Below are 12,060 nucleotides of genomic sequence, written 5' to 3' on the forward strand. Positions count from 1 at the left end.
CGGCCGACGGAACGGGTTCAAGGGGTCGGCCGCCGCGTCAGCGGGGGGTGGGGCCGGCGGTGAACCTCAATCGAGTGGGGCCGGATTCGGTGCGAAATGTCGGTATCTGGACAGTGTCAGCGTTCCGGACGACCGATGAGGTCGTCGTAAACCCGTCCAGGGTTGCGGAGGTGATCGAGTCCAACGGGGCGAAGAGCGTCACGTCCACGCCCCGCGCGACGAGGCCTTCGGCGAGGAGGCCGGTCACCTGTTCCCACGGGCCGTAGTGGCGCGGCGGCGTCCGCCAGGCCACCGGGCCCAGCAGGGCCACTCTCACCGCGCGGTCGACCCGCCCAGTTCGGTGAGGTCGAGACGCAGGGTCGCGAGCAGCCCGGCGTGCCGGGTGGTGTCGACCTGCGTGGGCAGTTCCCGCTCGACCCAGTCGGCCCTGGTGTGCTGGCCGCGTCGACGCAGCGCGGCCACGATCGTGTTCCGGGAGATCGTCATGGTCTGCTCCTTGGTGGCGATGGTCGGAAGGTCTCCGGTGTGCCGCTGCCTCGGCGGGGGCGCTGTCGGTGCGGGCGCCGGCGCGGACGTTCGGGCCGGCTCGGTGCCGGCCGGGCGGGCGGCGACGGCGGCAGGGGCGTGGGGGGCGCTGCGCAGTCGGCCGCCCTCGCTCTCCCAGCTGTGCCTGTCCGCGCTGTCGGTCCTCGCGTCGGACGTCGTGCCCGCGACGACGAGCAACTGCGGGGAGTGGACCAGGTTGCCGGCGGTGGCGGCGAGCGCCATCGCCGCCTCGGCCAGTCCCGCCGGGGTTTCCGGCGGTACGACCAGCAGGTCGACGCGGTCGTCGTTGCGGCAGATCGCGGTCAGCAGGGTGGCGGGCTGGCTGGTGAAGTAGCCCAGCCGCAGCACCCTGCCGTCGACGGCCAGGTGGCGCGGGTTGCCGTCCCAGGCGTCGGCGTTGAGGACCAGCCGGACGATCGGCCCGTGCAGCAGGTCGATGGCGAGGACGAGGCCGGGCAGTTCCGCGAGCGGGTCTGTCGATCGGGGCCACCAGCCGCCGTCGAGCAGCGTACGCGTGGACCGGGTCGGTTCGATCCGCAGGCGCGGCGTCGACGGGGGAGCGAGGTCGTGGGGCGATGGCGTCATGTCGGATCCTCATCGCCGTGACCGCGGCGTAGCGGTGGGGTCGTGCGTCAGGTCGCGTCGTGCGGCGGGCGGGGCGCCTGGTTCGTCGACCCGTCCGGCCGGGTCGCCCGCCCCGCTCGGGGGCGGCGCTGCGGGGCCCCGTCGCTGCGGGGCGCCTACGGCTGTGGCCGGGTGCGGGCGGTGCGGGTCACCGTGGTGCCGACCCGGGCGCCGTACCGTAGGCGCGGGTCGATGGCACCGCAGGCCGTCGGAAGGTGAGAACTGTGTCCCGGGCGGTCGGTCGTGCCACCGCGGATCGGTGCGGACCTCGCATGCCTTCGGCGGGAGCCGGCGTGGCGGGCACCTCAGGAGTGGGATGTCGTCGTTTCCGGGATGGCCCCAGCCTACGCCTGTTCGGGCCGGTCCGCGCTTCGCCGCCGTTCCGGTGGTGAAAATCCGCCAGGGTGGTCAGCGCGGTCGGATCCTCGGCCGCTCGGCTTCCCGTTCGTGATCGTGCTCACGATCGTCCGGTTACTTTACCGTCCGGAAGGTAAAGTAACGGGGTGCGACCGAGCCAGCGGACCGCCGTTCTCGACGCGGCCATGACCCTGATCTCCGCCGAGGAGGGCGCGAACATCACCCTCGACGCCGTCGCCCGGCAGGCGGGGATGACCAAGCCGGGACTGATGTACCACTTCCCGACCCGCGACGCCCTCCTGCTGGCGATCGTCGAGCACGCCGCGGGACGGGTCGAGGACGCGATGCTCGCCACGCTCGCGGTGCCCTTCGACCAGGCGACCCCCGCCGCGCGGATCCGGGCCTACGCCCGCGTGGCGTACGGCGGCGACGCCAGCCGCGCGGAGTACGCGGTCGCCGCGGAAGCCGCCTACCGGCCGGCGCTGTCGGGGCCCTGGGTCGGGCGGCTCGCCAAGTGGTTCGACCTGCCACCGGACCTGCCACCGACCACGCGCGCCCGGCTCACCCTGGCCCGGCTGGCCGCCGACGGCCTCTGGAGCGCGTTCGCCACCGGCCTGTTCCCACCCGAACCGCAGGACCGCGACGCCCTCGTCGCGCTCATCGAAGACCTGACCGCGGAAGGCGACGCCCCGTGAAGCAGTGGCTGTACCTCGCCGGAGCCATCGGCCTGGAAGTGAGCGGGACCCTCGCGTTGCGGGCGGCCAACGACCACCCCGCGTGGATCGCGCTGGTCGTCGTCGGCTACACCCTCTCCTTCGCACTCATCTCGCTGGTCCTGCGGGAGGGCATGCCGATCGGCGTCGCGTACGGCATCTGGGCCGCCAGCGGGGTCACCCTCACCGCGCTGCTGGCCGCGCTGCTGTTCGGCGACGCCCTGACCTGGGTGATGGGGCTCGGCTTCGCCGTCATCGTCGCCGGGGTCCTGCTCGTCGAACTCGGCTCCCACCCGGCGGAATCGGGGCACACCGCGCCGCACGACGTCCACCACGAGCCCGAGGGGGCACGATGAGCTGGGTCTTCCTGGCCGCCGCGATCGCCTTCGAGGTCGCCGCCACCATGGCACTGCGTGCCTCCGAGGGGCTGCGTAGGAAGGCATGGGCGCCCGTCGTCGTCGGCGGCTACGTGACGTGCTTCGTCTTCCTCAGCCTGGCCCTCCGCGCCGGCATGGCCGTCGGCGTCGCCTACGGCGTCTGGGCGGCGGCCGGCATCGCCCTGACCGCGATCATCGCGCGGTTCGCCTTCAACGACCCGCTCACCAAGGTCATGATGCTCGGCATCGGTCTCATCGCCGGCGGTGTGCTCCTCGTCGAACTCGGCGCCACGTCGGCGCACTGAGCCGGCACCTCGGCCCTTCGGCGTCATCCGCCGGGCGAGGCCGGTCACGCTCGTCCTCGCCCCCCGCCGGGGGGCGTGCGTGGCGGCACGCGCGTTGGCACAATGGCCGGGCTGTCGACCCGGACGGGGGAGTGGGTGCCGACGATGACCGAGAACCACGTCCAGCCGAACGAGACCACGGTGCCGCTGCTGCACTGCGTGTCGGCGGAGGAGACCCTGGCGTTCTGGCGTGCGCTCGATTTCGAGGTCACGTACGAGCAGACGAAGCCGTACGTCTACCTGGCGTTCCGGTGGAGCGGGTTCGAGCTGCACTACGGCGGCGCGCCGAGCGGCGTGGACCCGTCGGCCGAGAACACCGGCGGTTGCCTGGTGATGGTCGACGAGGTCGCGCCGTACCACGCGGCGTTCAGCGAGGGGATGCGCCGCACCTACGGCAAGGTGCTCGCCAAGGGACGCCCCCGGATGACCCGCTACCGTGCCGGTGCGTCGCGGTTCAGCGTCGTCGATCCGTCGGGGAACACCATCATCTTCATCCGACGCGACGAGCCGGCGGAGCTGGAGTACGGCGGTTCGAAGCGGTTGCAGGGGCTGGCCCGGGTCCTCGACAACGCGCGGATCCTGCGCGAGTTCAAGACCGACGACCTGGCCGCCTTCCGGGCGCTCAATTCGGGGCTGCGCCGGCACGGCGAGGCGGCGCCGGCCATCGAACAGGCGTTGGCGCTGGCCGGGTTGATCGAGCTGTCGCTCGCGCTGGGGAAGCCGGAGCTGGTGCCCGACTGGGGCGGTCGGCTCGCGACCCTCCCGTTGACCGCACCGGAACGTGCCCAGGTACGCCAGGCGGTCGCCGATCCCGCCGCGCTCGGGCCGTGGTTGCCGGACCCGGACTGGCGGTCCGGGGCCGGATGATCGTCGCCTCTGCGAAGGTGGGGGCATGGCCGCGCTGTTCCGCACCCGTCTGACCGACTGGACCGTCGTCACGCCGCTGCTGGCGATCCTGGTGTTGATCCTGACCTGGGGGCGCGACCTGTCCGGCCCCGTCGTGGTCGTGGTGGCCGTGTTGCTGGCGGGCGCGGTGCTGGCCGCCGTGCACCACGCCGAGGTGGTGGCCCACCGGGTGGGGGAGCCGTACGGCTCGCTCGTGCTCGCCGTGGCCGTCACCGTCATCGAGGTCGCCCTGATCGTCACGCTCATGATCAGCGGTGGCGAGAAGACGCAGTCCCTCGCCCGCGACACCGTCTTCGCCGCCGTCATGATCACCTGCAACGGCATCCTCGGGCTGTCGTTGTTCATCGGGGCGCTGCGCCGCCGGGTGGCGGTGTTCAACTCCGAGGGCACCGGCGGGGCGCTGGCCACCGTGGCGACCCTCGCCGCGCTGAGCCTCGTGGTGCCGACCTTCACCACCGGCCAGCCGGGCCCGCAGTTCACCTCTGCGCAGCTCGCCTTCGCCGCCGTGGTCTCGCTCGCCCTCTACGGCCTGTTCGTCATGGTGCAGACCGGCCGCCACCGCGACTACTTCCTGCCCGTCAACAGCCAGGGCCGGGTGCTCGACGCGGAGGGACACGCCGAGCCGCCGTCGGACCGGGCCGCCCTGCTCAGCCTCGGCCTGCTGCTGGTGGCACTGGTCGCCGTGGTGGGCGACGCCAAGTCGGTGTCCCCGGCGATCGAGTCCGCCGTCGCCGGGGCGAACCTGCCCCCGTCGTTCGTCGGCGTGATCATCGCGCTGCTGGTGCTGTTGCCCGAGACGATCGCCGCAGCGCGGGCCGCCCGCCGCGACCGCGTGCAGATCAGCCTGAACCTGGCCCTGGGCTCGGCCATGGCCAGCATCGGGCTGACCATCCCCGCGATAGCGATCGCCTCGATCTGGTTGGAGGGCCCGCTGCTGCTCGGCCTCGGCGGCACCCAGGTGACCCTGCTCGCCCTCACCGTCGTCACCGGCGTGCTGACCGTGGTGCCGGGGCGGGCCACGGTGCTCCAGGGCGGCGTGCACCTGGTGTTGCTCGCCGCCTTCGTCTTCCTCGCCGCCAGCCCCTGACCGTCGCCGCGACCGTCCGCCCGACCCACGCGCCGCCGAGCCCGCCGCCCGACCCACGCGCCTGGGCGGCACGGAGAATTGCGGCGGGGTGTTCGACGGCCTCGGCCGGACGATCGCCTGCTGAAGAAGTGCCTGGCCGTGTCTACAAAGGCCAAATCAGCGCGTCCGAGCAGTGCGTTCGGAACTGTTCCGAACGGCGCAGACCCTTTTCCGCATCACCGACCGCCGGTGACACTTTCAGCAGATCTGGCCACACGGGACGACCTTTCGCACTCGGAGCCGAATGGCGGAGTGAAGGCAGACGACGAATGTCCGCCCGAACCGAGAAGTGCCGGCGCCCCTGGCACGTCGCCCGGCCAGTCCGACACTGATCCACAGGAACAGGGGAGACATGAGCAGGTCGAGCAGCACAGCACGCGCAGCATGGCGCATCGCGAGGGTATGGCTGGCCGGGTCGGTGGCGGCGGTGGCGGGGCTCGTGGCGCCCGCGTACGCCGGCCCTGCCCACGCCGCCGAGGAGGCCCTCAGGCCGATCCCCAACCGGTTCATGACGTGGAACACGAACGGTCAGAAACTCGGCACGCCGAAGTCGGTCGCGGATCAGATCAAGCGTTTCCGGCCGCAGGTGGCCGCGTTGCAGGAATCCTGCCTGAACGAGGTACGCGAGGCCGTTCGGCAGCTCAACGAAGCGGGCTTCAAGTACGAGTACCGGACCGGAACGGCCGCGCAGAACATCGGATGTCCAGGTCGGCTCGGCACCGCGATCGTCTACGCCAAGGGCACCACGGTCAGGGCCCACAACAAGAAGGGCTACAGCGTGGACGAGGGGTGGTGGGAGGCGCGCGGCATGCAGTCGTTCACCACGAAGGTCGACGGCCAGTGGGTCCGGGTGTTCAACACGCAGCTCAGTGAGCCGACGAGGGAACGCGAAGAGATGAGGCAGAAGCAGGTCGGCGAGTTGGTGAGCGCCACGCGGGCGTACCCTCGCGCACTCGTTCTTGGTGACCTCAACACCCGGCCGTACGTCACGAAGGTCATGGGCCCGATCTGGCAGGCCGGGTTCAGGGACGTCGACCCGTTCTGCGGGCCAGCCGAGGACACCCGCTGCGTCAAGACCCTCCCGCACACCGGGCCCGGGTTTCCCACCGCTGCGGCGAAGTTCGACTACCTGCTCGGCCGAGGCGTGAACTTCCGTAGCTGCAGGCTGCACACGCCCACCACCGACCACCGGATCGTGATCGGCGATCTCACGATGGCCGAGGGTCCCCGGCCGATGTGCAACGTGACCTGACGGAGGCCGAGAGTCAGGGCGGGCGGGTCTCCCGTCCGCTCTGCCCCGTCGACCGGGCAGTCAGGCCGGCGGTGCTGCACGGCCGGACCGGTGAACCGTCGCCGTCCGCGGCGTCGCCCACCTCCCTGCCCCGGTATGGCGGGCCCGCCGCGGGGGTACTGGACGTCGTGACGCCGACGCTGGGGAGGGCACTGTGACGACGCGTGTGCAGGGCCGGTCGCGAAGCGCGCTGGCCGGCCTGCTGGTGGCCCTCGTCGCGGCGGCCGGGTGCGTGGTCGGCGGGGTGTCCGAGTCCGACGGACAGCCCGCTCCGGGGCGCCCGGGCGGCCCGGCCTCGCCCGGCGCCGAGCAGACCCGGGCCGACGGCACCACCAGCGTCGCGGAGTTCCGGCAGGACGTCGCCGACGCGCAGAGCATCGCCGAGCGGTACTGGGCCGCCCAGTTCCGTGCCTCGGGGCAGCGCTTCCGCCCGATCAGCCGGATCGTGCCGTACCAGCGCGCCGGGGAGGTCTCCTGCGGAGGGCAGCCGCTACCGCGCAACAACGCCGTCTACTGCTCGGCCGGCGACTTCATCGCCTACGACGTGAGATGGTCGGTGGGCGCGTTCCGACAGGTCGGCGACGCGTTCGTGTTCTACCTGCTCGGCCACGAGTACGCGCATGGCATCCAGGCCCGGCTCGGCATCCGCCACTCCTACACCATCCAGCAGGAGTTGCAGGCCGACTGCATGGCCGGGGCGTACCTCGGCGACTCGGTGCGCTCGAAGGCACTGCGGCTCGCCGACGGCGACCTGGAGGAGTTCCGCGAGGGGCTGCTGGCCGTCGGCGACGCACCCGACCAGCCCTGGTTCGCCGAGGGCGCGCACGGCACCGCCGAGCAGCGCACCGAGTCGTTCTTCCGCGGCTACGAACGGTCCCTGGCCGCCTGCGGCCTCACCTGAGCGGGCCGGTCAGAACTCGCCCCACCACTGCCGCACCCACACCGAGGCCCCGCCGCCGTTGTCGCCGAGGTTCGGGTCGTTGAAGGAGAAGACCAGCCGCGACGGCGCACCGGCGTTGTAGTAGAGCATGCAGCCGCTGCCGGCGCCGACCGGGAACCACCGGCCCGAGCCGTAGAACAGCCCGGTGCTGAGCACCAGCATGGAACCCGAGGTCACCTTCGCGATCAGCGCGTACCGGGGAGCGTCCGGCGCGGGCCAGCCGCTGCCGGCCAGCGGCAGCTCGCCGGCGATCGACTTCTGGGTGCCCCAGTGGTCGATGCGGACCTTGCCCAGGGCGGACACCCGGAACACGTCCCGGTCGACCATGCCCACCGGGGAGGGCCACGTGGTGTGCACGTTGCCCGGGGCGAACCAGTCCCGCTCATCCTCGTGCTGGGGGGTCTCCAGGCCGTAGCACCGCTCCAGCGGCAGGCTCGCGGCGGCGGCCGGCCCGGCCGGCCAGATCGCGGCGGCGGCGGCCAGCAGGATCACGGTGCACCGGGAGACCAGGGATCGGACGCGCATGGCGACCTCCGGGCGAGGGACCGCCGTGGCTGGCGGCCGGTTGTCCCGAGTCTCGCGCCCGCGCGCAACCCGTCGGCCAGGTCACCCCGCGGCACCTGGGCGCGCGCCGGCGGCGTGGGGGCTGAGAGGATCCCGGGGTACGCACCCGAGGGAGGACCCGCTGAACAGCCACCACCCCGCCGCCGTGCTCTTCGACATGGACGGCACCCTGGTCGACAGTGAGAAGCTGTGGGACGTCGCGCTGCACGAGCTGGCGGCGGAGTACGGCGGCACCCTCTCCGATCCGGCCCGCAAGGCGATGATCGGCTCCAGCATGGCCGCGTCGATGCGCCTCCTGCACGACGACCTGGGCCAGCCGGGGCGCGACCCGCAGGCCAGCGCGGCGTGGATCAATGCCCGGATCCTGGAGCTGTTCCGCACCGGGCTGCGCTGGCGCCCCGGCGCGCTGAACCTGCTGCGGGCCGTCCGGGCGGCGGGCATCCCGACGGCGCTGGTGACCTCCAGCGGCCGGCCCCTGGTGGAGGTGGCGCTGGACACCCTCGGGCGCGACAGCTTCGACGCGGTCGTCTGCGGCGACGAGGTCGAGGCGGCCAAGCCGCACCCGGAGCCGTACCTGACCGCCGCCCGGCTGCTCGGCGTGCCGATCGCCCGCTGCGTGGCGATCGAGGACTCGCCCACGGGGGTGGCCAGCGCGCTCGCCGCCGGCGCGGCGGTGCTGGCCGTACCGGCGGAGGTGCCGATCGGGCCGCTGGACGGCGTACACCAGCTGGAGAGCCTGACCGGCGCGGACCTGGAGCTGCTGGCCGCCCTGCTCGGCGCGCCGCCGCCGGGCGCCTGAGGCGGCGAGCGGCGCGCCTGACGGACGAGGGCCCCGCCTGACGGACGAGGGCCCCGCCGGTCGGCGGGGCCCTCGTCGTGCGGCGGGATCAGTCGTGGGCGATGGCGCCGAGCACGTTGATCCGGGCGGCCCGGACCGCAGGCAGCGCCGCGGCGACCACCCCGACGATCGCGGCGAGGCCGAGGAAGATCCCCATCTGGGTCCAGGGCAGCACCAGGTCGGTGATGCCCTCGTCGCGCAGCGCCTCGACCACGGCCGCGCCCAGGCCGGCGCCGACGACGACGCCGAGCAGCGCGCCGAACACCGAGATCACCACCGCCTCCACGGTGATCATCCGCATGGTCTGCGCCCGGCGCAGGCCGATGGCCCGCAGCAGCCCCAGCTCCCGGGTGCGCTCCAGCACCGACAGCGCCAGGGTGTTGATGATGCCGAGCACGGCGATCACGATGGCCAGCGCCAGCAGGATCTGGATCATCACGAGCAGGCCGTCGAGCTGACCGGTCTGCTGCTCGATGAACGCCTCCCGATCGGCCACCGACACCTCGGGGGAGTCGGCCAGCAGCGCCTCGATCTGCGGCTGCACGTCGGCCACCCGGGTGCCCGGCGCCAGCTGGATGAAACCCTGGATGGGCTGCGGGATGGCGAAGCCGCTCGCCGCCTCCGCCGGCAGCACCACCGGGTTGGTCAGCTGGGAACTGGCGTAGATGCCGGTCACGGTGTACGTCCGCGCCTCGCCCCGGGACGTCTGCACCGGCACCTTCGACCCCACGGAGAGGCCGCGCGCCGTCGCGGTGTCGGAGCTGACCAGCATCCCGTCCGGCGCCAACCGGTCGATGTCGCCGGCGGTCGGCTCGGCCCCGAAGATCAGCCGCAGCGCGGCGACGTCACTGCTCGCCGCCACCCAGGTGCGCTCGCCGCCGACCATCGCCAGGTCGCCGTACTCGCCGTCGGCCAGGCGCACCCCCGGGATCGCGGCGGCCTTTTCCAGCACGGCCGGGTCGAAGCTCGGCGGCCGGGGGCCGCTCTGCGCCCCGGCGATCACCAGCTCCGCCTTCAGGCTGTCCTGGGCGAGCCCGCCGATGCTGCTCTTCGCCGAATCCAGGATCACCGTCACGCCGGTGACCAGCGCGATGCCGACCATCAGCGCGGCGGCGGTGATGGCGGTGCGGCGCGGGTTGCGCCCCGAGTTGAGCCGGCCCAGCTTGCCCGGCACCGACCAGGCGAAGAGCGCGCCGAGCAGGCTCACCACCGGCCGGCTGATCAGCGGCGTCAGCAGGGCCACGCCGATGAAGGCGAACAGCACCCCGCCGAGGATGGTGGCGAGGGTGTTGCCCCCGGCGTTGCCGGTGAGCCCCAGTGCCAGCAGCGCCCCGCCCACGGCCGTGACGATCGCGCCGGCCACGGTGACCTTGGTCAGCGGGCGGTCGGGGGTGGCCACGTCCTGCATCGCCGCGATCGGCGGGATCCGCGACGCCCGCAGCGCCGGCAGCAGCGCCGCCACCACGGTGATCACGAGACCGACGGAGAACGCGCCGACCACCGCGGAGAGCGGCACGCCGATCCCCGCCAGGGTCAGCCCGCCGGCGAACGTGCTGAACAGGTACGCCAGCAGCGCGCCGATGCCGATGCCCGCGCCGAGGCCGAGCACCGAGGCGACCAGCCCCACCGCGATGGCCTCCAGCACCACCGAGCCGATGATCTGCCGGCCGCTGGCCCCCACGGCGCGCATCAGCGCCAGTTCGCGGGTGCGCTGCGCCACGATGATCGAGAAGGTGTTGAGGATCAGGAAGGTGCCCACCAGCAGCGCCACCGCGGCGAAGCCGAGCAGGATCCGGTTGAAGAAGGACAGCGCCTCCTTCATGCCGGCCGCCGCGTCCTCGGACAGCTGCGTACCGGTCTTGACCTCGAAGTCGGCACCCACCGCGGCGGCCACGGCGTCGCGCAGCGCCTCGTCGGACACTCCGTCGGCGGCGGTGACCGAGAGGTTGCTGAAGGTGTCCGGCGCGCCGAGCATCAGCTTCTGCGCCACCGGCGTGGTGAACATGATCTCGTTGGCGCCACCGATGGAGTCCCGGCCGCCGCTGTAGCCGAACACGCCGACGATGGTGAACTCCTGCTTCGGCTGGAGGGTCAGCACGCCGACCCGGTCGCCGACCTTCACCTTGCCGGCCGTCGCGAGCGCCTTGTTGATGACGATCTCGTCGTCGGCCTGCGGGGCCCGCCCCTCGCGCAACTGCACCAGGTCGCTCTCGCCGGTCCAGTTCTCGCCGAGCTGCGGCGGGCCGAAGGAGGCGACCACCTTGCCGTTGCCACCGATCAGCCGCGCCCCGTCGACGCCGACCACGCCGGTGGCCTCGGCGACGCCGGGCACCGCCCGGACCTTGTCGAGGGTGGCCGTCGGCACCGGCGCCGCCACCGGCATGCCCTCCGTCTCGCCGATGTCGATCTTCGGCTTGGCGGCGACGTTGACGTCCACGCCCTCGTACGCGTCGGCGAAGATCGCGTCGAACGAGCGGCCGAGGGTGTCGGTGAGCACGAACGCGCCGGAGACGAACATGACGCCCAGCACCACGGCCAGGCCGGAGAGGATCAGCCGGACCTTGCGGGCCAGCAGGCTCTTCAGGGTCGCGCGGAACATCAGCGCGCCACCTCGACGGGGGTGTCCAGCTTCTTCATGGTGTCCAGCACCGTGTCGGCGGTCGGCTCGATCAGCTCGGAGACGATCTGCCCGTCGGCGAGGAAGACCACCCGGTCGGCGTACGCGGCGGCGGTCGGGTCGTGGGTGACCATCACGATGGTCTGCCCGTGCTCGCGCACCGAGTTGCGCAGGAAGTTCAGCACCTCTGCGCCGGCCCGCGAGTCCAGGTTGCCGGTCGGCTCGTCGGCGAAGATCACCTCAGGCCGGGCGACCAGCGCCCGGGCGCACGCCACCCGCTGCTGCTGGCCGCCGGAGAGCTGCGCCGGCCGGTGGTCCAGCCGGTCCCGCAGCCCGACCGTGGCGATCACCGTGTCGTACCAGGCCGGATCCGGTTTGCGTCCGGCGATCGACAGGGGCAGCAGGATGTTCTCCTTCGCCGTCAACGTCGGCAGCAGGTTGAACTGCTGGAAGATGAAGCCGACCTTGTCGCGGCGCAGCTTCGTCAGGCCCGCGTCGCCCAGGCCGGTGACCTTCGTGTCGCCGATCGACACCGTGCCCCGGGTCACCGAGTCCAGGCCCGCGAGGCAGTGCATCAACGTCGACTTGCCCGAGCCCGACGGCCCCATGATCGCCGTGAACCGGCCCCGCTCGAACTCCGCGCTGACCCCCCGCAGCGCGATGACCTGCGCCTCGCCGCTGCCGTACACCTTCCACACGTCGTTCGCCCGGGCCGCGGCCTGCGCCTGCTGGCCTACCGTCGCGGTCACGTCATCTACCTCTTCCGTCTGTCTTCGGTCCGCGCCGCCCCCGCTGGTCCGGCACGGCAGTCCCATCA

General features: G+C 72.7%; 11 protein-coding genes and 1 pseudogene. 8 read left to right on the plus strand and 4 right to left on the minus strand.

All coding sequences use genetic code 11. The features are described 5' to 3' along the window. Nucleotides 1-312 precede the first annotated feature (312 nt). Nucleotides 313-1,131, minus strand: a complete 819-nt coding sequence (locus tag ABZ573_RS12550) for a DUF5994 family protein (RefSeq protein ID WP_358117967.1) — start codon at nt 1,129-1,131, stop codon at nt 313-315. Between the two features lie 542 nt (nt 1,132-1,673). Between ABZ573_RS12550 and ABZ573_RS12555 the strand changes: the two genes are divergently transcribed. The 7 genes and pseudogenes from ABZ573_RS12555 to ABZ573_RS12585 form a co-directional block, all read left to right on the plus strand. Next, a complete protein-coding gene (locus tag ABZ573_RS12555) occupies nt 1,674-2,222 on the plus strand; it encodes a TetR family transcriptional regulator (protein WP_151454169.1) in 549 nt (182 codons plus the stop codon). Then, nucleotides 2,219-2,596: an SMR family transporter gene (locus tag ABZ573_RS12560; protein WP_151454170.1), complete on the plus strand. Its 378-nt coding sequence runs from the start codon at nt 2,219-2,221 to the stop codon at nt 2,594-2,596. The genes ABZ573_RS12555 and ABZ573_RS12560 overlap by 4 nt, the downstream gene beginning before the upstream one ends. After that, entirely contained in the window at nt 2,593-2,922 is a 330-nt protein-coding gene (locus ABZ573_RS12565; RefSeq protein WP_358117972.1) for an SMR family transporter, read from the plus strand. Before ABZ573_RS12560 ends, ABZ573_RS12565 begins: the two co-directional genes overlap by 4 nt. Nucleotides 2,923-3,066: 144 nt before the next feature. Further along, complete coding sequence (locus tag ABZ573_RS12570; protein ID WP_358117975.1) at nt 3,067-3,828, plus strand: glyoxalase; 762 nt, start codon at nt 3,067-3,069, stop codon at nt 3,826-3,828. Between the two features lie 25 nt (nt 3,829-3,853). Beyond that, nucleotides 3,854-4,954, plus strand: coding sequence for an ionic transporter y4hA (locus ABZ573_RS12575; protein WP_327028271.1), 1,101 nt, complete (start codon nt 3,854-3,856; stop codon nt 4,952-4,954). Nucleotides 4,955-5,420: 466 nt separating this feature from the next. Continuing rightward, on the plus strand, nt 5,421-6,245 hold the full coding sequence (locus ABZ573_RS12580; protein WP_358117978.1) for an endonuclease/exonuclease/phosphatase family protein: 825 nt from the start codon (nt 5,421-5,423) through the stop codon (nt 6,243-6,245). 148 nt (nt 6,246-6,393) lie between these two features. Next, nucleotides 6,394-7,185: pseudogene (locus tag ABZ573_RS12585) on the plus strand (neutral zinc metallopeptidase); the annotation flags it as partial. Nucleotides 7,186-7,194: 9 nt separating this feature from the next. On the opposite strand, the gene ABZ573_RS12590 reads toward ABZ573_RS12585, so the two are convergent. After that, complete coding sequence (locus ABZ573_RS12590; RefSeq protein ID WP_151454175.1) at nt 7,195-7,749, minus strand: hypothetical protein; 555 nt, start codon at nt 7,747-7,749, stop codon at nt 7,195-7,197. Nucleotides 7,750-7,933: 184 nt separating this feature from the next. Here ABZ573_RS12590 and ABZ573_RS12595 point away from each other — a divergent pair, with 184 nt between their 5' ends. Next, nucleotides 7,934-8,587: an HAD family phosphatase gene (locus ABZ573_RS12595; RefSeq protein WP_311412763.1), complete on the plus strand. Its 654-nt coding sequence runs from the start codon at nt 7,934-7,936 to the stop codon at nt 8,585-8,587. An 88-nt stretch (nt 8,588-8,675) separates the two neighbouring features. Here ABZ573_RS12595 and ABZ573_RS12600 read toward each other — a convergent pair whose 3' ends face one another. Both ABZ573_RS12600 and ABZ573_RS12605 read right to left on the minus strand, forming a co-directional pair. Beyond that, nucleotides 8,676-11,225, minus strand: coding sequence for an FtsX-like permease family protein (locus ABZ573_RS12600; RefSeq protein WP_358117982.1), 2,550 nt, complete (start codon nt 11,223-11,225; stop codon nt 8,676-8,678). After that, entirely contained in the window at nt 11,225-11,992 is a 768-nt protein-coding gene (locus ABZ573_RS12605; protein WP_358117985.1) for an ABC transporter ATP-binding protein, read from the minus strand. The genes ABZ573_RS12600 and ABZ573_RS12605 overlap by 1 nt, the downstream gene beginning before the upstream one ends. Nucleotides 11,993-12,060 lie beyond the last annotated feature (68 nt).

It is taken from the genome of Micromonospora sp. NPDC007220, assembly GCF_040634035.1.
Classification (GTDB): domain Bacteria; phylum Actinomycetota; class Actinomycetes; order Mycobacteriales; family Micromonosporaceae; genus Micromonospora; species Micromonospora reichwaldensis.

Coding starts and splice junctions, on each gene's coding strand:
- ABZ573_RS12590 (WP_151454175.1), bottom strand. CDS start 7,749: ATGCGCGTCCGATCCCTGGTCTCCCGGTGCACCGTGATCCTGCTGGCC.
- ABZ573_RS12550 (WP_358117967.1), bottom strand. CDS start 1,131: ATGACGCCATCGCCCCACGACCTCGCTCCCCCGTCGACGCCGCGCCTG.
- ABZ573_RS12570 (WP_358117975.1), top strand. CDS start 3,067: ATGACCGAGAACCACGTCCAGCCGAACGAGACCACGGTGCCGCTGCTG.
- ABZ573_RS12565 (WP_358117972.1), top strand. CDS start 2,593: ATGAGCTGGGTCTTCCTGGCCGCCGCGATCGCCTTCGAGGTCGCCGCC.
- ABZ573_RS12600 (WP_358117982.1), bottom strand. CDS start 11,225: ATGTTCCGCGCGACCCTGAAGAGCCTGCTGGCCCGCAAGGTCCGGCTG.
- ABZ573_RS12575 (WP_327028271.1), top strand. CDS start 3,854: ATGGCCGCGCTGTTCCGCACCCGTCTGACCGACTGGACCGTCGTCACG.